23 protein-coding genes are annotated in these 20,169 nt (G+C 67.2%); 10 read left to right on the top strand and 13 right to left on the bottom strand.

Features of this window, described 5'->3' with window-relative positions; genetic code table 11:
• Positions 1-12: 12 nt before the first annotated feature.
• Genes ASE95_RS17205 through ASE95_RS03585 form a run of 8 tightly spaced genes read right to left on the bottom strand, consistent with a single transcriptional unit; the run spans position 13 to position 7,532 of the window.
• Positions 13-468, bottom strand: coding sequence for a hypothetical protein (locus ASE95_RS17205; RefSeq protein ID WP_082449498.1), 456 nt, complete (start codon positions 466-468; stop codon positions 13-15).
• 51 nt (positions 469-519) lie between these two features.
• A complete protein-coding gene (locus ASE95_RS03615) occupies positions 520-1,503 on the bottom strand; it encodes a type II secretion system F family protein (RefSeq protein ID WP_200918731.1) in 984 nt (327 codons plus the stop codon).
• 1 nt (position 1,504) lies between these two features.
• Positions 1,505-2,473, bottom strand: a complete 969-nt coding sequence (locus ASE95_RS03610) for a type II secretion system F family protein (RefSeq protein WP_056631545.1) — start codon at positions 2,471-2,473, stop codon at positions 1,505-1,507.
• 31 nt (positions 2,474-2,504) lie between these two features.
• Entirely contained in the window at positions 2,505-3,776 is a 1,272-nt protein-coding gene (locus ASE95_RS03605; protein ID WP_056631544.1) for an AAA family ATPase, read from the bottom strand.
• Between the two features lies 1 nt (position 3,777).
• The gene (locus ASE95_RS03600; RefSeq protein ID WP_162234659.1) at positions 3,778-4,410 is read right to left on the bottom strand and encodes a CpaD family pilus assembly lipoprotein; all 633 of its coding nucleotides are present in this window, start codon (positions 4,408-4,410) and stop codon (positions 3,778-3,780) included.
• A gap of 11 nt (positions 4,411-4,421) precedes the next feature.
• On the bottom strand, positions 4,422-5,996 hold the full coding sequence (locus tag ASE95_RS03595) for a type II and III secretion system protein family protein (RefSeq protein ID WP_056631535.1): 1,575 nt from the start codon (positions 5,994-5,996) through the stop codon (positions 4,422-4,424).
• 1 nt (position 5,997) lies between these two features.
• A complete protein-coding gene (gene cpaB / locus ASE95_RS03590) occupies positions 5,998-7,008 on the bottom strand; it encodes a Flp pilus assembly protein CpaB (protein ID WP_056631532.1) in 1,011 nt (336 codons plus the stop codon).
• A gap of 47 nt (positions 7,009-7,055) precedes the next feature.
• On the bottom strand, positions 7,056-7,532 hold the full coding sequence (locus ASE95_RS03585; protein WP_056631529.1) for an A24 family peptidase: 477 nt from the start codon (positions 7,530-7,532) through the stop codon (positions 7,056-7,058).
• Between the two features lie 41 nt (positions 7,533-7,573).
• On the opposite strand from ASE95_RS03585, the gene ASE95_RS03580 reads away from it, so the two are divergent.
• Positions 7,574-8,521 carry an alpha/beta fold hydrolase gene (locus ASE95_RS03580; RefSeq protein WP_056631528.1) on the top strand — a complete coding sequence of 316 codons (948 nt, stop codon included), beginning with the start codon at positions 7,574-7,576 and terminating at the stop codon, positions 8,519-8,521.
• Complete coding sequence (locus ASE95_RS03575) at positions 8,518-9,594, top strand: NAD(P)/FAD-dependent oxidoreductase (protein WP_056631527.1); 1,077 nt, start codon at positions 8,518-8,520, stop codon at positions 9,592-9,594. Before ASE95_RS03580 ends, ASE95_RS03575 begins: the two co-directional genes overlap by 4 nt.
• Here the strand turns inward: ASE95_RS03575 and ASE95_RS17535 are convergent.
• The 4 genes from ASE95_RS17535 to rpsF all read right to left on the bottom strand — a co-directional run bounded on the left by ASE95_RS17535 (position 9,591) and on the right by rpsF (position 11,429).
• The gene (locus ASE95_RS17535) at positions 9,591-10,034 is read right to left on the bottom strand and encodes a hypothetical protein (RefSeq protein ID WP_156347866.1); all 444 of its coding nucleotides are present in this window, start codon (positions 10,032-10,034) and stop codon (positions 9,591-9,593) included. The genes ASE95_RS03575 and ASE95_RS17535 overlap by 4 nt on opposite strands.
• A gap of 130 nt (positions 10,035-10,164) precedes the next feature.
• Positions 10,165-10,758 carry a 50S ribosomal protein L9 gene (gene rplI / locus ASE95_RS03570; protein ID WP_056631526.1) on the bottom strand — a complete coding sequence of 198 codons (594 nt, stop codon included), beginning with the start codon at positions 10,756-10,758 and terminating at the stop codon, positions 10,165-10,167.
• 12 nt (positions 10,759-10,770) lie between these two features.
• The gene (gene rpsR, locus ASE95_RS03565; protein WP_007403456.1) at positions 10,771-10,995 is read right to left on the bottom strand and encodes a 30S ribosomal protein S18; all 225 of its coding nucleotides are present in this window, start codon (positions 10,993-10,995) and stop codon (positions 10,771-10,773) included.
• Positions 10,995-11,429, bottom strand: a complete 435-nt coding sequence (gene rpsF, locus ASE95_RS03560; protein ID WP_056631524.1) for a 30S ribosomal protein S6 — start codon at positions 11,427-11,429, stop codon at positions 10,995-10,997. Before rpsF ends, rpsR begins: the two co-directional genes overlap by 1 nt.
• Positions 11,430-11,781: 352 nt before the next feature.
• Between rpsF and fabD the strand changes: the two genes are divergently transcribed.
• Positions 11,782-12,741: an ACP S-malonyltransferase gene (gene fabD / locus ASE95_RS03555; RefSeq protein ID WP_056631521.1), complete on the top strand. Its 960-nt coding sequence runs from the start codon at positions 11,782-11,784 to the stop codon at positions 12,739-12,741.
• A 1-nt stretch (position 12,742) separates the two neighbouring features.
• On the opposite strand, the gene ASE95_RS03550 is transcribed toward fabD, so the two are convergent.
• On the bottom strand, positions 12,743-14,029 hold the full coding sequence (locus ASE95_RS03550; protein WP_056631519.1) for an acyltransferase family protein: 1,287 nt from the start codon (positions 14,027-14,029) through the stop codon (positions 12,743-12,745).
• 15 nt (positions 14,030-14,044) lie between these two features.
• On the opposite strand from ASE95_RS03550, the gene fabG reads away from it, so the two are divergent.
• The 7 genes from fabG to ASE95_RS03515 all read left to right on the top strand — a co-directional run bounded on the left by fabG (position 14,045) and on the right by ASE95_RS03515 (position 20,153).
• Positions 14,045-14,788, top strand: a complete 744-nt coding sequence (fabG, locus tag ASE95_RS03545; protein ID WP_056631516.1) for a 3-oxoacyl-[acyl-carrier-protein] reductase — start codon at positions 14,045-14,047, stop codon at positions 14,786-14,788.
• 85 nt (positions 14,789-14,873) lie between these two features.
• On the top strand, positions 14,874-15,245 hold the full coding sequence (locus tag ASE95_RS03540) for a hypothetical protein (RefSeq protein WP_156347865.1): 372 nt from the start codon (positions 14,874-14,876) through the stop codon (positions 15,243-15,245).
• Between the two features lie 141 nt (positions 15,246-15,386).
• Entirely contained in the window at positions 15,387-15,623 is a 237-nt protein-coding gene (locus ASE95_RS03535; RefSeq protein WP_028056834.1) for an acyl carrier protein, read from the top strand.
• Between the two features lie 142 nt (positions 15,624-15,765).
• Complete coding sequence (gene fabF, locus ASE95_RS03530) at positions 15,766-17,022, top strand: beta-ketoacyl-ACP synthase II (protein WP_056631507.1); 1,257 nt, start codon at positions 15,766-15,768, stop codon at positions 17,020-17,022.
• Between the two features lie 9 nt (positions 17,023-17,031).
• Positions 17,032-18,000: an endolytic transglycosylase MltG gene (mltG, locus tag ASE95_RS03525; RefSeq protein WP_056631502.1), complete on the top strand. Its 969-nt coding sequence runs from the start codon at positions 17,032-17,034 to the stop codon at positions 17,998-18,000.
• 222 nt (positions 18,001-18,222) lie between these two features.
• Positions 18,223-19,158: a dihydrodipicolinate synthase family protein gene (locus ASE95_RS03520; RefSeq protein ID WP_056633111.1), complete on the top strand. Its 936-nt coding sequence runs from the start codon at positions 18,223-18,225 to the stop codon at positions 19,156-19,158.
• A complete protein-coding gene (locus tag ASE95_RS03515; protein WP_056633108.1) occupies positions 19,158-20,153 on the top strand; it encodes a 4-hydroxyproline epimerase in 996 nt (331 codons plus the stop codon). The genes ASE95_RS03520 and ASE95_RS03515 overlap by 1 nt, the downstream gene beginning before the upstream one ends.
• The last annotated feature ends 16 nt before the right edge of the window (positions 20,154-20,169 follow it).

Genomic DNA, 20,169 nt, shown 5'->3' with positions numbered 1-20,169 from the left:
GCGCGGCACGGGTCAGATGAAGCCGCGGTCGCGGGGCTGGCCCGGCGGCAGGCGATCGTCCTCGACATAGCGGTCGTTTCCGAACGGTCGATCGTCATGGATGCGCCGGTCGTCGATCACCGGGCGGGAAGAGGAGGCGAGCCGGTCATTCTCGCGCGTCAGGTCGTCGACACGACGCTCCAGCTCCACCGCCCGCTGGGTGGCGACGTCGCGTTCGCGCTCCAGCTCCGCGACGCGGGTGCCCGATACGCCATGTTCGCGCTCCAGTTCGACCGTGCGCTTCGTCGCGACGTCGTGATCGCGCTCCAGTTCGCTCACGCGTTTGGCCGTGGTGGCATGCGCATCCCGCTCGGCGGCGTAGCGCGTCTTCCACTTGCGCCCTCCCGGATGGCTCGCCAGCCCGAACAGCCAACCGGCGATCAGAGCGACCGCCAGGGCGATATATTGCGTTGTCGTGTTGAACAGCATGACGATCCTCCGGTCGTTTCGCATGTGAACGACGGGACGACGCGGCTGTTCCTACGGCTTGGCATTGATGAACGAGTCGTTGAGCGAACAGGCCGCTGGACCCAGGATGACCACGAACAGCACCGGCAGAATGAACAGGATCAGCGGCACGGTCATGATCGCGGGCAAGCGCGCGGCCTTCTCCTCCGCGCGCATCATCCGCTCGTTCCGGAACTCCGCCGACAGCACGCGCAGGGCGCTGGCGAGCGGCGTGCCGTATTTCTCGGTCTGGATCATCGTCGTCACGACACCGCGTACCGCGTCGAGGTCGACGCGCGTGGCCAGGTTCTCGAAGGCCTGCCGCCGGTCGGTGAGGAACCCCAGTTCGATCGCGGTCAGCGCGAATTCTTCACCCAGTTCCGCATAAGCCTTGCCCAGTTCGCGCGAGACGCGGTGGAAGGCGGCGTCCACCGTCAACCCGGCCTCCGCGCAGATCACCAGCAGATCGAGCGCGTCGGGCAGCCCCTTGCGGATCGCGTCGCTGCGCTTGCTGATCTTGTTCTTCAGAAAAATGTCCGGTGCCTTGTACGCCAGCACGAAGGTACACGCGACCAAGGCATAACGCTTCAGCGCCCCCCATTCGGGAAACGCATCGAGCAGATAGACCCAGATGACCATCAAACCGCCGAACACGATCGGAAGGACGAGCCGGCCAAAGATAACCGCGACGGCCCATTCCTTGTTGCGGATGCCGGCCTGCAGCAACTTGCGCTGTGCATCCTTCAACTGCTCGTCCTGCAGCACCCGTAGCGACGACAGTAGATTGCGGACCCGGTCGGCGGTGTTGCTCTGGTGGACCAGTTTGGTCCGGCGCTTGGCGGTGGACGCGGTGATGCCCGCCTTCAACTGCTCGCGCCGATCGTTGAGCGCACGCACCCGGCGCGTCATCGGATCACGCAGCCCCCGCGTTGCATAGAGGCCAAGAAGCACCGCCACGCCGAAGATCGGCAGGACAATGGCGACGGTGAGGAGGTCGAAACCGAAGATCATGGGCATATCAGATCTCGAAGCTCACCATACGGGACATGATGAAGGCGCCGATCGCCATCCAGACCAGCCCGCCACCGGCGGTGATCATCAGCCGAAGGTCGCTGAAGAATGTCAGCATATATGGTGGATTGATCATGTAGATCAGCCCGAAGACGATAAAGGGCAGCGAACCGATGATATAGGCCGAGGCCTTCGATTCGGACGACATCGCCCGGATCTTCAGCTTCATCTGGCCACGCTGGCGCAAGACGGTGGCAAGGTTCTGGAGTGTTTCGGCCAGATTGCCGCCCGTCTCGCGCTGGATCGATATGGTGATGACGAAGAACTGGAACTCGGGCGTCAACAAGCGGTCGGCGGTCTCCTGAAGCGCGACGTCCATCGTACGCCCGATGCGCATCTTGTCGGACACCGCGCGGAACTCCTCGCCCACCGGACCCGGAACCTCGGCACCAACGACCTGCATCGTCTCGGAAATCGGAAGTCCGGAACGCAGCCCGCGCACCAGCAACTCGATCGCGTCCGGAAACTTCGCGGTGAACGCCGCCAGCCGGCGCTTGATAAGGCGTTTTACCGTGAGATGCGGGATCGCCAGCCCGGACACCACCCCGAGCGGCAAGGCGAGCAGTACGGGCAAGCCCTTGATGAGCAGCAGGAGGAACACGACGGCGACGACACCCGCGGCCCCAAGACCGTATTGGCCGACCGTCCAAGACGTGCCGGACATCGCCAGTCGCTTCTTCAGTTCGACTTCGTTGGGCAGGATACGCATCATAGCCTGATCGGTGCGCGTGTCGCGGCGCCCGGTGATGCGGCGCATCTGCGCCTCGATGGTGTTGCCAAGTACCACGACATGTCGTTCGCGCACCGACGCGAGCCGGCGTGCCGTGGCCTTTTGCGTGGACGGCCCGGCAAAGGCGAGGACGAGCAGTCCCAGCGTCATCGCCGCGGCCATGAACAGCAGGATCATCGGTGACATGGCGGCTCCGGACGAAGAGGCGGGGCGATAGTCATTTCTGCGCCGGCTTCTTGGCCATGAACTCGGTGAAGCGCGCCAGCAGCGATCCGCCCTTCGACCCGGCACCATTCAGCGGCACGGGGTGCTCGCCGGTCGCGGCCAAAAGGCGATCCGCAAGTTCGACCAGCGGCGCGACCGTCTTCGATCCCTTGCCCGCGGCGGTCAGTGGCCTGCCCAGCTTGGCCGCTTGGGTCGCCAGCTTGTGGTCGTAGGATATCACCACGTCCACCTTGCGTTCGATCGACCCCTCGAAGTCTTTTCGCAACACCTCCTGCTGCGCGCCCGGCTGGACACGATTGGCCACTACGCACAGCTGCGCCTGCGGCGCATTGGTGCGCAGCCATGACAGCAACCGGATCGTGTCGCGCGCCGCCGCCAGCGTCAGGTCGGTCACCAACACCACCGCGTTCACCTCGGCCATCAGGTGCGGATGCTGGATCAGCATCGCCCGTGGCAGGTCCATGATGCTGATCTCGAACGTACCGCGCAGCTCTTCCTGAAGCTGGTAATAGGCGCCGCCGTCGGTGACGATCGGATGGCTGATCGGTGCCTCTGCCGACAGGACCGACAATTTGTCGGAGGCGCGGACCAGCGCGCGTTCGAGGAACAGGCCGTCGATCCGGCTGGGATTGTCGATCGCATCGATCAGCCCGCGTCCCGGCTCCAGATCCAGCGCCAGCGCATTGGTGCCGAAATGGACGTCGAGGTCGAGCAACGCGGTCGATCGCTTCCCGACGTCGCTCATCTGCCAGGCGAGCGAGGTGGCGACCGTCGACGCGCCGACGCCGCCGCGGCACCCGATCACCGCCACGGCGGCATGAGGCTGCTCGGCCGCGGTATCGGTGAAGCGGGGCGCGTTGAGCATCGTCTGCGCGGCGGCGAACGCATCGCGGACCGCGCTCGTGCCCAATGGTTTGAGCAGGTAATCGTGGATGCCGCTGGCGAGCAGGTCGCGATACAGGCGCACGTCGTTGACCTGCCCGGCGGCGATCACGATCGTGCCGGGCTCGCATACTTCGGCCAGGCCGTTGATGTCGCCAAGCGGATCGCTGGCTTCGCTGAGATCGACGAACAACAGCTGCGGGCTGGAGCTGACCGCCAGCGTCTGCACTGCTTCGCGCAGGCCGCCCTTGTAGACGTTCTCCTGCGGCCAGCCGAGATCGTCGACGACGGAGCGCATCGTGTCAGCCGAGGCATCGTCGCAGCAGAAGGCGAGAAAGGGGGCGCGGGCGGCGTTGCCGGCGACTTTCCATGGCGCGTTCACGTCAGCGGCCTCCCGTCGTTTCGCTCTTGAGGACTGTGCCGCCGGTACCGGTCGGCACGGCTTTGCGCCACGCGCCGATCGCCTTGGCAGCGGTTGCCGACGCGTTGCGTCCGTCATCGACTTTGCCGCGGAGCAGATCGAGCGGATCCGCCACCATCGCCGCGAGATTGCCGCTGGTCGCGCAGCCGAACGTGTTGCTGGTATGCGCGTCGAAGTTGACCAGAGCGTCGCGTGGGCCGGGCGTCTGGCAGGAAGGCACCGACGCCGTCGCGCGGGTCACGACCACGCGCAGCGTGCCGGGAACCGGCGACGGGGCACCGGCCGGTAACGTCGCGCCGAGCCGCAGGTGATGTTCGCCGGCAATCGTGGCGATGTCGCTGCGGGCGACTGCCTGCGCAGCGGGGTCGTCGATCGCGATAGTCGTGCCGGGGGGGGCGGCTAGCACGTCGAGCCATCCGTGCAATCGCTGTGCCTCTCCGCCCGCCAGCCCATCGGGACCGGCGATCAGGTCGAGCGTATAGTCGGTCTGCGCAATCACCGGCTGGTGTGCGGTTTCAAGTCCACGATATTCTCCGCAGCCGGCCAGCGGCACGGACAGCGCAAGGGCGGTCAACAGAAGCGGACGCATGGTCATGGTGAGCATCCTCAATTCGAAAAGCCGGGAGCCGGCGTCGCGTTGCGGCCCTCCGCGGGTGTCGGGGCAGCGGGAGGCGGGGCGGCCAGCTGCGGCTTCGGACGATCCACGCCTCGCTCACCGCTTTCCAGCTTGCCGAGGAAGACGCGCTCCAGATCGGTCGGTGCCTTGTACCCGTCGGTCGGCAGCTTGATGTCGGCCGGATTGACCGGCCGCACCAGGTATGGGGTGATGACGATAACCAGTTCGGTTTCGTTGCGTTGAAAACCGTTGGAACGGAACAGCGCGCCGAGGATCGGGATATCGCCGACACCGGGCGTTTTGGTGAAGCTGTTGTTATGCGTGTTCTGCATCAGCCCGGCGATCATGAAGCTTTGCCCGGACCCCAGCTCCACTGTCGTTTCGGCACGACGGGTGGTGAGCGCCGGAACCCGCGCGCTGCCGACCGATACGGCGTTGCCATAATCCAGCTGCGACACCTCGGGCTTGACGCGCAGCGATATGCGCCCGTCGGACAGCACGGTCGGGGTGTAGGCGAGGCTGACGCCGAACTGCTTATACTCGATCGAATTGGTGCCGAGCGCCTGCGCGATCGGAATCGGGATTTCGCCGCCGGCCAGAAAGGTGCCGGTTTCGCCCGATAGCGCGGTAAGGTTCGGGCTGGCCAGCGTCGATACCTGACCCAGCGTTTCGCCCAGGTCGAGCGCGTTGATGAAGTCGGTGCCGAGCATCCGCCCGAACAGGCTGAACGTGCCACCGCCGCTGGTCACGCCCGGCAGCGTGAAACTGGTGCCGCCCGTCGGCAGGTTCGGGTCGGACCCGGCGGGTACACTCGTGATCGACCCCTGCCGGCCGAACCCCAGCCCGAGCAGCGGATTGCTGCTGCCGCGGGTCCGTGTGGTGATGTTGTTGCCGATGTTCTTCAGGAACGTCCGGCTGACCTCGGCGAACCTGACCTGCAGGTTCACCTGCAATGGCGTGGCGACGCGGATGCGGTTGATTACGGCGATCTTGAGTGTCGCGTTCTCGGCCGAGGCATCCATGCCGGGGTTGAGCAGGCCGGTGACCAGCCGTTGTGCCTGTTCGGCATCGGCGGGAGCGGCGGCGTTGCCGTTGATGACCGCGATCTGTCCGACCATGGTCACGCGGAAGTCGGTGCCCGGCAACGCGGCCTGAAGCATGCGGTCGATCTGCGTTGCATTTTGCGCCACGCGAACGGTCGCGGAATAGATCACGGCGCCGGCGCGGTTGGTGGCGAAGATCGTCGCTTCGCCATTCGCCTTGCCGAACAGATGAATCTGGCGCGGATTGGCCACATAGACGTCGGCCGTCTCCGCGTTCGACGTCCAGACCTCGTTCACCGATGCCGGGAGCGTGATGAGTTCGCCTTCGCCGACCGACAGCCATTTCTCGACCGCCGGCCTGGTGACGCCGACCGGGGGCATGCCGAGGCGCGCGGGGGCGCGGGGTGCGGCGGACGTGCCGCGACCGGCGGCGCGCGGTGCCGCATCGACCGGGATCGACGGCAGCGCGGCCAGCGCCACGGCCAACGCCGCGCCATGCACCAGTGAAAAATTGGGGCGCATCTCAGTTCTTTCCTGCGACGGAGACTTCGGTGACGGCATTGCCGCGTGTGACGCGAACCCTCGATCCGGACATGACGGACGTTGCCGGGCCGGTGGCGGTGGTGACATTGGCCGGGGCCGGCTGTTGCGATCGCGCCGCCGGGGCCGTGCGACGCTGGAAACGGGACACGTCGGCGCCGACGGCGAAGGTGGTGTTGCCGGTCTGCGGCGTGTTGGCGAGGCGATCGAGCATCGCTTCCTCGGCCTTGGCATCCTTGCCGTCGCCGACGCTGACCGCGCCGGATGCGATCGCCCGGTCGAGCTCGGATGCATTGTCCGCCAGCGAGCGCAGTGACAGCGACAGCGTGCCGATCGTCTGCGCGACCGCGATCTGCTCGGCGATCTTCGGCGTCGCCTCGACCGTGATCGTCGAGAAGGTCTGGACGATCGTGTTGCCCTGATCGTCCTTCTGGTCGGTGGTGCGCTGATCGGTGGCCAGAACGCGCAGGTTGCGCATCACCGTCTCGCTGGCGCGCAACGGCGGTCCGTCGCCCTCGACCGATTGGGTCAGGATCAGGTCGATGTGGTCGCCCGGAAATACGAAGCCGGCCACGCTGGTCTGCGCCGACACCGGCACCGTCACCGCGCGCATCCCTGCGCCCAGGGCGGCGGCCAGGAAGCCACGGTCGCCCGGCTTGACCACCTGACCTTGCGTCAGCGGCTGACCGGCGGTGACCGGCAGGCGCACCACCGTACCGATCAGCTTCGACATGTCGGTCGCCTCACGCAGATAATACGCGTTCTCGACCAGATCCTTTGGCCACGGCTGGAACTTCAGCGCGCTGGCGTCGAGGATCGTGCCGACCGGCAGCGCACGGGTGGCCACGAGGACCTCGGGGCCGTCGATCTTCGCGACCGGCGCAGCCTGCGCCTCGGGGGCGGGCGAGCCGGCCAGCATCGAGCGCGCGGCAAACGCGGTGAGCGCCGCCACGAAGAGCGCCCCGACCAGCATGATGAGCTTGCGACTGTCCATGAGTGACCTTGTCCAGTGGACGCGACCGGCGTCCGATATGACTGCCGTTATTGGGTAAATTGGTTAAGGAGCGGTTCGCGAAGCGCGAGCAGCCCGGCGATCGCGATCGCCACGCCGTACGGCACCTCGATCGGCGCCTCGCTGCGGCGGAGACGACGCTCCGCGAGCATCGTCAACGTCAACGCGCCGCCGATCACCGCCATGGCCAGCAACATGTCCAGCAAGTGAAGCGGGGCGAGCCACAGCGACAGCGCCCCAATCAGCTTGACGTCGCCGCCGCCCATCTGGCCCAGGGCGAACGCGCCGACGAACAGCGCGAACACCATCGCCGCCACCGCCAGTTGGATCGCCATGCCGGGCCACGGATCGAGCCCGATCGCCAGCCACCACAAGGGCGCGAGCAGCGCGATCGCCGCATTCTTGGCATTGGCGATCTCGCGGGTACGCACGTCCTGGATGCCTGCCGACAGCAGCAGCCCGCCCATGACACCCGGCAACAGCCAGCCAAGAATTCCCCACACCATGGTGCTTGGCGGTAGACGAAATGGTTTGAGAAACCGTAACCATGCCCCCGATGCCGACGACCGATCCTGCCGCGAGGCGACGCACCCTGCCTGCCGACGCACGGATCACGTTCGATCCCGCGGCGAGCGACGGCTGGCCGCTGCGTCGCTTCTCCCGGGCAGGCGCCGGCCGTGGTGCCTTGATGTTCCAAGGCGGGCGTGGCGACGTGTTCGAGAAGTATCTCGAGGCGCTTGGCGACTGGCACGATCGCGGCTGGGCGGTGACCGCCTTCGACTGGCGTGGGCAGGGCGGATCGGGGCGGCTTTGCGCGGACCCGCATGTCGGCCACTGTGACGATTTCGCGCCGTGGATCGACGATCTCGCCGGCGTGTGGCGGGCGTGGACCGCCAGGCACGATGGCCCGCACGTGATCGTCGGCCATTCGATGGGCGGCTATCTGGCGCTGCGGGCGTTGCTCGACGGCGTCATCCGCGCCGATGCCGTGGTGCTGGTGGCGCCGATGCTTGGGCTGCGCTCGCCGGTCGGCGCGTGGGTCGGCGGACGCGTGGCGCGAACGATGCGGCGGCATGGCGATCCGGCGCGACCGGCATGGAAGAGTCACGAGCGCCCCGGCAGGCTGGCGCGGCAGGCGTTGCTGACCGCGGATGACGCGCGTTACGCCGACGAGGCGTGGTGGCTGGACGCGAACCCCGTGCTGCGACTCGGCCCGCCAAGCTGGGCGTGGCTGGACGAAGCGTTCGTGGCCACCGCGCGGCTTCGTGCAGACCCCGCGCTGGCGACGCTCACCACGCCGGTGCTGATGCTGGTCGCCGAGGACGACCGACTCGTCGACCCGCGAGCGGCGGCGCAGGTTGCGGGACGGCTGCCCGACGCCACGCTGGTGCAGTTCGGCAAAGGGGCGGCGCACGAATTGCTGCGTGAGGCCGATCCGGTGCGTGGTCGCGCCATGGCGGCGATCGACGATTTCCTGGCACGACACGCGGCATGACATACGACATTGCCATCATCGGCGCGGGGATCGCAGGGGCCAGCCTGGCGGCGGCGATCGGCGACCGGGCGCGGGTGCTGCTGCTGGAGGGAGAAGACCGGCCGGGCTATCACGCGACCGGGCGATCGGCAGCCTTCTGGTCGGAGACCTATGGCGGCCCCGGCGTGCAGCCGCTGACCACGGCGTCCGGCGCGGCGCTGCGTGACGGTGGCTATCTCGATCCGCTCGGGGCGGTGCATATCGGGCGTGCGGCCGACGAGCCGGCGGTCGCGGCGCTGCTGGCGGAGTTCGCGGGGACGCCGGTCGCGCTGGCCGAGGTCGATCCGCGCGCCGCGATCCCCGGACTCCGACCGGACTGGACGCTCGGCGTCAGCGAGCCGACCTGTTCCTACATCGACGTGGCGCGCTTGCACGACGACTATCTGGCCGCGGCGCGACGCGGTGGCGCGGTGGTGGAGAGCCGGGCGCGGCTGGCGGAGGCGACGCGGCAGGCGGGCGGCTGGCGCATCGCGACCGAGGACGGGCGCACTTTCACGGCGGCGACGATCGTCAATGCCGCGGGCGGCTGGGCCGACGAGGTGGCGGGGCGCAGCGGTGTCGCCCGTTCGGGCATCACGCCGTATCGCCGGACGATGGTGCAGCTCCTGACCGATCCGCCCGCACCCGCCGACCTGCCGTTTGTGATCGACGTGCGGGGCGGCTTCTACTTCAAGCCGGAGACAGGCGGGCGGCTGTGGCTTAGCCCCCATGACGAGCATCCCGTCCCGGCGCACGATGTGGCCGCAGAGGAGCTGGACGTGGCGATCGCGATCGACCGGTTGCAGCAGGCGGTCGACTGGCAGGTCGTTCGCGTCGAACGCCGCTGGGCAGGACTAAGGTCGTTCGCGCCGGACCGGCTGCCAGTATACGGCATGGCGGAACCGGGCTTTTTCTGGTTCGCGGGGCAGGGCGGTTTCGGTATCCAGACCGCGCCCGCCGCCGCCGCCCTCGGCGCCGCCCTGCTGCTGGGCGGCGCCGTGCCGACCGGGCTCGACGTGGAGATGTATGCGCCCGGCCGCCTCAACCGGCGCTAGCGAGATTTGGGCCTGGGCACCGCAGGCACCTGACCCAGTCGCGTCATCAAGGTGGGGATGTCGCCGGTGATATAGGTGTCGGTCGGGACACGAACGCTGTTACGTAACGCAGCTCCCAAGGCCGCCATTTTTTCCTGCCGCTCCCGCTCGCTGGCCTGCACGATTCGATCCCATATGTTTACTAGTCCGGAACACCCTGACGGACTGTGATAAAACAACCTTCGGCCGACTGCCATGTTCCGGCGACACGGGCGCGTTTCGTCGCAAGGGGAGGCCGGGTGTCCGACGAATTCGGTCAGCCCGGCGAAACCTTTGGAGTTGGTGATGATTGAGGCAGCATCGTCGACAAAGGCCGGGAGGGCCGCCATGTTCAAGCACCTCATGCCCGTGGCCATAGCATTGTTGCCGCTGGCTGCTGTCGTCGGCGCGGTCTTCGCCACTCACTGAGCCATGATCTCCCCCCCGAAGACGATGCCGTTCCCCCTGCGGTATCGTCACACGGAAAGGCCCGCCCGGAGCGATCCGGGCGGGCCTTTCTTTATTCGGCGCAGGTTGCGTCGGATCGGGGCGTCAGCCCTGTTCGTCTTCCGACTGCGTCTCGGCGGTTGCGCCGGGTTCCGCATTCGGATCGTAATCCTCGGTGAAGCCGCCCTGATCGCGACCTTCCTCGAACACCGCTGCCATGACGTCGACGCCCTGCGTCTGCATCTCGGCTTCTTCCGGCGAGCGGGCGACATTGACCTTGACGGTTACGACCACTTCCGGATGCAGCTGCACGCGCACGTCGTACAGGCCGATCGACTTGATCGGGCGATCCAGCACCACCTGGCTCTTGGTCACCTTATGACCATCGGCCTGCAGCGCCTCGATCAGATCGCGCACCGCGACCGAGCCATACAGCTGGCCGGTGTTCGACGACTGACGGATCAGCGTGATCTGCGCGTCCTTGAACGAACCGGCTTCCTTCTCCGCGTCGGTGCGACGCGAAGCGTTGTCGGACTCGATGCGGGCGCGGTTGGCCTCGAACACCTTGCGGTTGGCCTCATTGGCGCGCAGCGCCTTCTTGTTCGGGAGCAGGTAGTTACGGGCAAAGCCGTCCTTTACCTTCACCACGTCGCCGATGCCGCCGAGCTTCTCGACGCGCTCAAGCAGGATGATATCCATCTGCCCTTCTCCTTACTTCACGACGTAGGGCAGCAGGCCCAGGTGACGCGCGCGCTTGATCGCCTGCGCCAGCTCGCGCTGCTTCTTCGCGCTCACCGAGGTGATGCGCGACGGGACGATCTTGCCACGCTCGGACACGAAGCCCTGCAGCAGCCGGACGTCCTTATAATCGATCCGGGGCGCATCCTTGGCGCTGAACGGGCACGACTTGCGGCGGCGGAAAAACGGACGCGCCATTATGCGGCCTCCTCTTCACGGTCACGACGGGGGCCACGATCACCGCGGTCTCCACGATCGCTACGCTCACCACGGCCACCTTCGCGGTCGCCGCGGCGCTCACGATCGCGCTCCTGCTTGCGCATCATCACGGTCGGGCCGGCTTCATGCTCGTCCACGCGGACGGTCATGTAGCGGATCACGTCCTCGTTGATGCTCGTCTGACGCTCCAGTTCGGCGACGGTGTCGCCGGGCGCGTCGATTTCGAGCATCACGTAATGCGCCTTGCGGTTCTTCGCGATGCGGTAAGCCAGCGAACGCAGACCCCAGGTCTCGGTCTTGACGACCTTGCCGCCGCGTTCCTCGACGATCTTCGTGGCGGTTTCCGCCAGCGTGTCCACCTGCGCCTGTGCCAGATCCTGGCGCGCAAGGAACACATGCTCGTACAGAGCCATGCATGTACCTTCATGTTGGCCGATCGCTGACGTACGCCCCATGCGCAACGCCCCTCCGGCTGTCGTTCCAACGTCAAAGGGCGGCAAGGGTGAACCCCTTCCGCCCGAAGCCCGGCCGCTATGGCGCAGAACGGTTCGCGGCGCAAGCACGGCGTGGCGCGCGCGCGGAAGTTGACAAAGCTCACACCACGTCACGCTCCGGATTGCCCCGTGGCGACCGGGTTCACCTCGTTCCTGAAAATGAGTTGTGCAAACATAGGAAGAACATACCGGAAATCACCGGAATTGGCCAGCGTGGTTGACCGCCACAGGGCGTGCGGCCTAGCAGCGCGGCGAGACAAAGGAGGCCATCATGCGCGCGTTCATCTTTCCGGGTCAGGGCAGCCAGGCGGTAGGTATGGGTGCGGCGCTTGCCGATGCCTCCGCGATCGCACGCGAGGTGTTCGGCGAGGTCGACGAGGCACTGGGGCAGAACCTGCGGCGGCTGATGGCCGAAGGTCCGGCCGACGAACTGGTGCTGACCGAGAATGCGCAGCCCGCGATCATGGCCAATGCGATCGCGACCCTGCGCGTGCTGACCGGCGAGGGGGGCGTGCGGCTGGCGGAGAAGGCCGATTTCGTCGCGGGGCACTCGCTGGGCGAATATAGCGCGCTGTGCGCCGCCGAGGCGCTGGACCTCGGGACCACCGCGCGGCTGCTGAAGACGCGCGGCCGGGCGATGCAGGCGGCGGTGCCGGTCGGCGAAGGCGCGATGGCGGCGTTGCTGGGCGCGGACGTCGACAAGGCGCTGGCGATCGCGGGCGCGGCGGTCGATTCGATCCTGGCGGAGGGTGGAAAGGCGCTGGTCTGCACTGTCGCGAACGACAATGATCCGTCGCAGGTGGTGATCTCAGGTCACCGGCTCGCCGTGGAGCGCGCGATCGCGCTGGCCAAGGAGATGGGCGCCAAGCGTGCGGTGCTGCTGCCGGTGTCCGCGCCGTTCCATTGCGCGTTGATGGAAGATGCGGCGCGGGTGATGGAGGGTGCGCTGGCGGAGGCCGACCTCCGCGCGCCGCTGGTCCCGGTCTTCGCGAACGTCGATGCGGCGGCGGTGGCAGATCCGGGCGCGATCCGGCACTTGCTGGTCGAGCAGGTGACCGGGCGCGTGCGGTGGCGCGAATCGGTGCTGGCGATGGTGGAGGCGGGGGTGACCGAGTTCGTCGAGTTCGGCGGGAAGGTGCTGTCCCCGATGGTCAAGCGCATCGCGCCCGACGTCGAGGCATCGAGCGTGGTGTCGATGGACGACGTGGAAGGCTTGCTGAAGCGCCTGTAGGTCAGGCCGGAGCGGTTTCGAACCGGCGCGACAGGTGCCGGCCGAGCCGGATGAACGGCCGCTCCACCAGAAACACGGACAGACAGACGGCGACCGGCAGCAGCAATAGCGGGAGCGGCGTGCCGACATAGCGCGCCGGCGCGGCCAGGAACAATTGCTGCCACAGGTACAGGCTGTACGAGGCGGCGCCGACGATCTGGAAGGGGCGTGTTTCTAGGATGGTGCGCACCCAGCCGAGCGCGTTGCCGGCGAAGATGATGTAGGTGATCAGGAACGGCAACGCGATCACCGCAAGACCGTCGAACCGCGTCAGTGGCGTCAGCACGAGCATCGCTACCGCCGCCAGCCATGCCGGGGTGGATGCGGCGCGCAGGCACGCCTGTCGCAGCCCGGGGCTGATCGCGTAAAGCGCGCCGGCGGCGATGCAGCCGAACGACGTGAAGTTGCTGTGGAATACGTGCGGTCGCCACGCGATGCCCACGGTGCAGAGGACCAGCGTGCCGATCAGCAGCCATCGCCGGCGGTTGGCAGGCAATACGCCGAACAGCAGCGGCCAGCCGAGATAGAATTGCTCCTCGACCGCCAGCGACCAGGTGTGCGCCACCCACCAGTCGCAATCGAGGAAGCCGAGGTTGCAGGTGAAGGTGGCGGAAGAGGCGAGGCTGCTGCCGGGCAATTCGATCGCACCCTGCACGGCCAGCGCGACGATCACCGCATAATAAAGGAGCAGCGGCGGCAGGATGCGGCACAGACGCCGTGCGTAGAACGCCGCGATGCTGACGTGGCCGCGCGCGCCCTGTTCGCGCAGCATCAGCGAGGTGATGATGAACCCGCTGATGACGAAGAACAATTGCACGCCGATCTGCGCGAGCGGCCCCGACACCCGCTGGAGCAGGTGGAACGGCACGCCGGGCACCGACGGAAAGCGGAAGTTGACGGCGTGCGCGACGACGACGAAACCGGCGGCGACCGCGCGCCAGCCGTCGATGCCGCGATGGCGGCGATGCGGCCCGCCATCCGCATGCGGGATCTCGTTCGCGTCGCGCGCCTGTTCCGGGCCGTTCGCCACCGCGACGCGGGATCGCCAGCCCTGGGTTCCTGTCACACCATCGTCCTGTTTCGTCGTCGCCGCGCAAAGGCTCGCGTCGTTCGCCACGTCCCCCCGGACGACCCCATGGCAGTAGCGGCTGCATGCGGCATGTTCCAGCGGGTCGTGCGGGTCGGGCGGGCCGGGCGCGTCGGTTGAGGACTTGCCGAGCGGCGGCGAGGCGATAAAGCGGCGCTTCATAGCGAAGGATGGAAGATGTTCGACCTTTCAGGGATGACCGCGCTGGTCACCGGCGCCTCCGGGGGGATCGGTTCGGCGATCGCGCGGGGGCTGGCGGCGCAGGGCGCGCGGCTGGCGGTTTCGGGCTCGAATGTCGGCAAACTGGAAGCGTTCCTGTCCGAGTTGGGTGGCGAGGGGCATGTCGCGGTGCCGTGCGACCTGTCGGATGCGGCGGCGGTCGACGCGCTGGTGCCGCAGGCGGTGGCGGCGCTGGGCGGGCGGATCGACGTGCTGGTCAACAATGCCGGTGTGACGCGCGACAATCTGGCCATGCGCATGAAGGACGACGAATGGGATCAGGTGATCCGCGTCAACCTCGAGGCGGCATTCCGGCTGATTCGCGCCGCCGCCAAGCCGATGATGAAGCAACGGTTCGGCCGCGTGATCTCGATCACCTCGGTCGTCGGGCAGACCGGCAATCCGGGGCAGGCCAATTATGCCGCGTCCAAGGCCGGGCTGGTCGGCATGTCCAAGGCGCTGGCGCAGGAACTGGCCAGCCGCAACATCACCGTCAACTGCGTCGCGCCCGGCTTCATCCGCTCGGCGATGACCGACGTGCTGCCCGAGGCGCAGAAGACGCAGCTGACGGCGCGCATCCCGGCGGGCGATCTGGGCACGGGTGAGGATATCGCCGCGGCCGTCGTCTATCTGGCCTCGCGGGAGGCCGGCTACGTCACGGGGCAGACGATCCACGTCAACGGCGGCATGGCGATGGTGTGACCCCGATCGGCGATCCCGGTGAACCGCCGCTTGGTTGGCCGCGCGATCGTGCCACGACCTCGGGATCGTGTGGCAGGAGGGTTCGATGTCGCGACTGATGATCGCCATAACGGGAGCGGGGCCGCTGTTCGCGATACCGGCCTTCGTCATGACCCTGCGGGAGTTTCTGATGCGGCTATCGGACTTCACGGCGGTGGGTTGGTGGCCGGATTTGGCGTCGAGCGGCGTCGCGTGCGCGGCGCTGCTGGTCCTGAACGCCGCGCTGGCACCGCCCGCTGCGCCGGGCGGTGCACGGCCGGTCGTCGCCAACGTCATCCTGACGCCCGTGGCGGCGTGGTTCTGCTACGTCGGTGCGGTCGATGCGGTGGCACTCGTGCTCGCTCTGCCGCTTGTGGCGGTGGTGGCGCTGCTCTTGCCACGAGTGCGCCCGGTGCGGGGTTTTGCCGTATCGCGGTGACGCGTATAGGGCGCGGTCATCGCATTGTCGGCGCGGCCATCGGGCGTTCCGGCGCACGCTTGCCCTTGTCAGGCAGCCAACCCCGTTCTACCTGCGTTCAGCAATTCTTAAATCTACCCCCAAATCGAAAGAGGGAAAGTTATGAGCGAGACCGCCGACCGCGTGAAGAAGATCGTCGTCGAGCATCTCGGCGTCGAAGCCGACAAGGTGACCGAGGACGCCAGCTTCATCGACGATCTGGGTGCGGACAGCCTCGACATCGTTGAGCTGGTGATGGCCTTCGAGGAAGAATTCGGCGTCGAGATCCCTGACGACGCGGCCGAGAAGATCTCGACCGTGAAGGACGCGATCACCTACATCGACGAACACAAGGGCTGATGAGGCCGGGGCGTTCGCGCCCCGCGCTCCTCACGAGCCGATCCGAACGGCTCCCCGTCCTTGCCAAAGGGTGGGGAGCCGTTTCGTTTTGACGACCGTCCGCGCGAGGGAGAGGCGCGGGTCCGGTGAAGAAGGAAAGCCTATGCGTCGCGTCGTCGTCACCGGACTTGGCCTGGTCACCCCGTTGGGTGCGGAAGTGGAAACCGCCTGGGCGAACCTGATCGCCGGGAAATCGGGCGCCGGCCCGATCACGCGTTTCGATGCGTCGGATCAGAAATGCCTGATCGCGTGCGAGGTAAAGCCTGCGGATCATCCGTATGGCTTCGATCCCGACAAGCGCGTCGACCACAAGATCCAGCGGCAGGTCGATCCGTTCATCGTCTACGGCATCGACGCCGCCGGTCAGGCGCTGGAAGATGCCGGCCTGACCGAGATGAGCGAGGCGGAGCGTTTCCGTGCGGGTTGTTCGATCGGGTCGGGCATCGGCGGGCTGCCAGGGATAGAGAGCGAATCGCTCGTTCTCGCGGAAAAGGGGCCGAAGCGGGTCAGCCCGCACTTCGTCCACGGGCGGCTCATCAACCTGATTTCGGGTCAGGTCTCGATCAAATACGGGCTGATGGGGCCGAACCATGCGGTGGTCACCGCGTGTTCGACCGGCGCGCATTCGATCGGCGACGCGGCGCGGATGATCGCGTTGGACGATGCCGACGTGATGCTGGCCGGCGGATCGGAAAGCACGATCTGCCCGATCGGCATCGCCGGCTTCGCCGCGGCGCGCGCGCTGAACACCAGCTTCAACGACCGGCCGGAGCAGGCCAGCCGCCCCTATGATCGTGACCGCGACGGCTTCGTGATGGGCGAGGGCGCGGGCGTCGTCGTGCTGGAGGAATACGAGCGGGCCAAGGCGCGCGGCGCGAAGATCTATTGCGAGGTCGTGGGATACGGCCTGTCCGGCGATGCCTTCCATGTGACCGCGCCCGAGCCGGAGGGATCGGGGGCGTATCGTTCGATGGAGATGGCGCTGCGCAAGTCGGGTCTCGCGCTGTCGGACATCGACTATATCAACGCGCATGGCACCTCCACGATGGCGGACATGATCGAGCTTGGCGCGGTAAAGCGGCTGTTCGGCGACGCGATCGGCGGACTGTCGATGAGCTCGACCAAGTCGGCGATCGGCCATCTGCTCGGCGGGGCCGGTGCGGTGGAGAGCATCTTCTGCATCCTGGCAATGCGCGACCAGATCGTGCCGCCGACTCTCAACCTCGACAATCCGTCCGAGGGTGCCGAAGGCGTCGACCTGGTGCCGCATGTCGCGCGGAAGCGTCAGGTGCGTGCGGTGCTGAACAACAGCTTCGGCTTCGGCGGGACCAATGCCTCGCTGGTGATGAAGGCGGTCTAGGTCATCCCGATGCGCAGGCTCGGCTGTTTCGTGATCGTTGCCGGCCTGCTCCTGCTCGCGGCCGGATTCTGGCTGGGCTACGGCTGGAAGGGCGCGGGGCCGTTGCCGCGCGCCGCCAACGTGGGAATCGCCGAAGGTTCGAGTCTCGCCGCGGCGGCTCGGACCCTGGAAAAAGCGGGTGTAATCGCCTCGGCGGACCGTTTCCGGTTGCAGGCGCGCGTGTTCGGGTCCGGCGCGCCGATCAAGGCCGGCGAATATGCCTTCCCCGGGCACGCGAGCGCGTCGCAGGTGCTCGATATCCTGCAGGGCGGCAAGGCGGTGCAGCGGCTGGTGGTCGTGCCCGAAGGGCTGCCGTCGGTGATGGTGCGTGACGTGCTGCGCAAGGCGGAGACGCTGACCGGCGAGGTCAAGGTGCCTGCGGAAGGATCGGTGCTGCCGGGTGGTTACGCGTTCGAGCGCGGCGAAACGCGCGCCGCGGTGCTGGCGCGGATGCAAGCGGCGATGAAGGATTATCTCGCCACCGCATGGAAGTCGCGCAAGCCCGGCGCGGTGGTGAAGACGCCCGCGCAGGCGATCATCCTGGCGTCGATCGTGGAGAAGGAAACCGGCAAGCCGGCCGAGCGGCGCACGGTGGCGGCGGTTTATGGCAACCGGCTGCGGCTGGGCATGCCGCTGCAGGCCGATCCGACTGTCATCTATCCGCTGACCAAGGGGCGTCCGTTGGGGCGGCGGATTCGCCAGTCGGAGCTGCGCGCGAAGAACGGGTACAATACCTATGCCTCGGCGGGCTTGCCGGTCGGGCCGATCGCCAATCCGGGCAAGCTGTCGATCGACGCGGTGCTTGATCCGGCGGCGTCGAAGGCGCTTTACTTCGTTGCAGACGGCACCGGCGGGCACGTCTTCGCCGCGACGCTCGCCGAACATAACGCCAATGTGAAGAAATGGTACGCCATCCGCCGCGCGCGCGGCGAGATGTAGTTGGGGGCGCGGACGTTCGGCGGTTGTCGGCGGACGTTCGATGCCCGCACGGGTAATGACGGAATTCAGGCGGGACGCGTTCCGACGGCGCAGGACCGAACGGTCTCCCATCGCGGGTCCTTTCGCGTAATCGCATCATGAACGAGGCGGACCATGCGGCTCGCCGCGGCCTCTAAAACACCTTGTGTTCCGTATTTTATATCGTATACGATGCCCATGATCATGGAGGATGATGTGGTTTCTGGTTCGAGCATGTGGACGGGCGTCTACCCTGCGGCAACGACGCAGTTCGCGACGGACGGTTCGGTCGATATCGATGCGACGCAGCGCGGTTTGGTCGCATTGGTCGAGGACGGCGTGGACGGGCTGATCCTGCTCGGCACGTGCGGCGAGAACAACTCGCTGGACGTCGAGGAGAAGCACGCGGTGCTGCGCGCGGGGGTCGAGGCGGTGGGCGGGCGCGTGCCGCTGGTCGTCGGCGTCTCCGAATTTACGACCCGGCGTGCAGCGGCGTTCGCAAGCGAGGTCGAGGCGATCGGCGTCGATGCGCTGATGCTGTTGCCCGCGATGGTCTATGTGCCGACCCCGAACGAACTGGCAACGCACTTTCGCACCGTCGCCGAGGCGACCGGGCTGCCGATCATGCTGTACAACAATCCGCCGGCGTACCGTGTCTCGGTGGATTTCGCGACGCTGGAGTTGCTGGAGCCGGTCAGCAACATCGTCGCGGTGAAGGAAAGCGCGCCCGATCCGCGCCGCTTCACCGACGTCATCAACCGCTTTGGCGATCGGTACATCGTGATGGCCGGGCTGGACGACATCGCGCTGGAGGGCATGATGCTGGGCGCGACGGGCTGGGTATCCGGCCTGACCAGCGCGTTTCCGCAGGAATCGGTGGCGCTGATCGCGGCGGTCGACCGTGGCGACTGGGAAGAAGCGCGGCGCATCTATCGCTGGTTCATGCCGCTGCTGCATCTCGATGCCGAACATGACCTGGTGCAGTCGATCAAGCTGGCGGAGGAGATCATGGGGCGCGGATCGGAGCGCGTGCGCCTGCCGCGTCTTCCCCTGGAGGGTGCACGCCGTGCCGAGGTGATCGCGATGGTCGAGAAATGCGCCGCGACCCGTCCGACGCTGAAGGCGGCTGTCGCAGCCTGATGCGCCACACGTTCTTCTGCATCGATGGCCATACGGCGGGCAATCCGGTCCGTCTGGTGGCCGGCGGGGCGCCGTTGCTACGCGGCGCGAGCATGGCGGAGCGGCGGCAGGACTTTCTGGCGCGGTTCGACTGGATCCGCACCGGATTGTGTTTCGAGCCGCGCGGGCACGACATGATGTCCGGCGGGTTCCTGTACCCGCCATGCGGCGATGCGGATGCGGCGATCCTGTTCATCGAGACGTCGGGTTGCCTGCCGATGTGCGGGCATGGCACGATCGGGATGATCACCTTCGGCCTGGAAAATGGCCTCATCACCCCGCGCGAGCCGGGTCGCCTGCGCGTCGAAGTGCCGGCGGGCGTGATCGAGATCGATTACGTCACCGAAGGCGATCGCGTGCGGTCGGTGAAGATCCGCAACGTGCCCGCCTATCTGGCGACGCGCGGATTGCGGATCGAGGTGCCGGGTCTCGGCCCATTGTCGATCGACGTCGCTTACGGCGGCAATTATTACGCGATCGTCGAGCCACAGGGCGCGTACACCGGGCTGGACGATCTGGGCGCGGCGCGGATCGTCGAGCTGAGCCGTACGATCCGCGCGATGGTGCGCGACATCTACGAACCGGTGCACCCGCTGGAGCCGACGATCCGCGGGGTCAGCCATGTGTTGTGGGCCGACGCACCGAAGGGCGAGGGCGCGGACGGGCGCAACGCGGTATTCTATGGCGAGCGCGCGATCGACCGCAGCCCGTGCGGAACGGGGACGTCGGCGCGGCTGGCGCATCTGCACGCGACTGGTCGGCTGGGCGTTGGCGACCGCTTCGTCCACGAAAGCTATATCGGCAGTCGCTTCATCGGCCGGGTCGAGGCGGAGACGACGATCGGCGAGCAGCCGGCGATCGTGCCGTCGATCGAGGGATCGGCGGTGGCGACCGGGTTCAACACGATCTGGATCGATCGCGCGGACCCGTTCTGGGGCGGGTTCACGGTGGTGTGAGGCGCCGTCGCCGCCC

The organism is Sphingomonas sp. Leaf231, from assembly GCF_001421995.1.
GTDB lineage: Bacteria > Pseudomonadota > Alphaproteobacteria > Sphingomonadales > Sphingomonadaceae > Sphingomonas.
Note: the sequence above shows the minus strand (reverse complement) of the source record. Positions and strands in the feature narration are given on the sequence as shown.

Excerpts from the sequence above, each read along its gene's own strand:
- ASE95_RS17205 (WP_082449498.1), bottom strand. The coding sequence starts at position 468 with ATGCTGTTCAACACGACAACGCAATATATCGCCCTGGCGGTCGCTCTG.
- ASE95_RS03615 (WP_200918731.1), bottom strand. The coding sequence starts at position 1,503 with ATGCCCATGATCTTCGGTTTCGACCTCCTCACCGTCGCCATTGTCCTG.
- ASE95_RS03610 (WP_056631545.1), bottom strand. The coding sequence starts at position 2,473 with ATGTCACCGATGATCCTGCTGTTCATGGCCGCGGCGATGACGCTGGGA.
- ASE95_RS03600 (WP_162234659.1), bottom strand. The coding sequence starts at position 4,410 with ATGACCATGCGTCCGCTTCTGTTGACCGCCCTTGCGCTGTCCGTGCCG.
- ASE95_RS03595 (WP_056631535.1), bottom strand. The coding sequence starts at position 5,996 with ATGCGCCCCAATTTTTCACTGGTGCATGGCGCGGCGTTGGCCGTGGCG.
- cpaB (WP_056631532.1), bottom strand. The coding sequence starts at position 7,008 with ATGGACAGTCGCAAGCTCATCATGCTGGTCGGGGCGCTCTTCGTGGCG.
- ASE95_RS03585 (WP_056631529.1), bottom strand. The coding sequence starts at position 7,532 with ATGGTGTGGGGAATTCTTGGCTGGCTGTTGCCGGGTGTCATGGGCGGG.
- ASE95_RS03580 (WP_056631528.1), top strand. The coding sequence starts at position 7,574 with ATGCCCCCGATGCCGACGACCGATCCTGCCGCGAGGCGACGCACCCTG.
- ASE95_RS03575 (WP_056631527.1), top strand. The coding sequence starts at position 8,518 with ATGACATACGACATTGCCATCATCGGCGCGGGGATCGCAGGGGCCAGC.
- rplI (WP_056631526.1), bottom strand. The coding sequence starts at position 10,758 with ATGGATATCATCCTGCTTGAGCGCGTCGAGAAGCTCGGCGGCATCGGC.
- rpsR (WP_007403456.1), bottom strand. The coding sequence starts at position 10,995 with ATGGCGCGTCCGTTTTTCCGCCGCCGCAAGTCGTGCCCGTTCAGCGCC.
- rpsF (WP_056631524.1), bottom strand. The coding sequence starts at position 11,429 with ATGGCTCTGTACGAGCATGTGTTCCTTGCGCGCCAGGATCTGGCACAG.
- fabD (WP_056631521.1), top strand. The coding sequence starts at position 11,782 with ATGCGCGCGTTCATCTTTCCGGGTCAGGGCAGCCAGGCGGTAGGTATG.
- ASE95_RS03550 (WP_056631519.1), bottom strand. The coding sequence starts at position 14,029 with ATGAAGCGCCGCTTTATCGCCTCGCCGCCGCTCGGCAAGTCCTCAACC.
- fabG (WP_056631516.1), top strand. The coding sequence starts at position 14,045 with ATGTTCGACCTTTCAGGGATGACCGCGCTGGTCACCGGCGCCTCCGGG.
- ASE95_RS03540 (WP_156347865.1), top strand. The coding sequence starts at position 14,874 with ATGTCGCGACTGATGATCGCCATAACGGGAGCGGGGCCGCTGTTCGCG.
- ASE95_RS03535 (WP_028056834.1), top strand. The coding sequence starts at position 15,387 with ATGAGCGAGACCGCCGACCGCGTGAAGAAGATCGTCGTCGAGCATCTC.
- fabF (WP_056631507.1), top strand. The coding sequence starts at position 15,766 with ATGCGTCGCGTCGTCGTCACCGGACTTGGCCTGGTCACCCCGTTGGGT.
- mltG (WP_056631502.1), top strand. The coding sequence starts at position 17,032 with ATGCGCAGGCTCGGCTGTTTCGTGATCGTTGCCGGCCTGCTCCTGCTC.
- ASE95_RS03520 (WP_056633111.1), top strand. The coding sequence starts at position 18,223 with ATGGAGGATGATGTGGTTTCTGGTTCGAGCATGTGGACGGGCGTCTAC.
- ASE95_RS03515 (WP_056633108.1), top strand. The coding sequence starts at position 19,158 with ATGCGCCACACGTTCTTCTGCATCGATGGCCATACGGCGGGCAATCCG.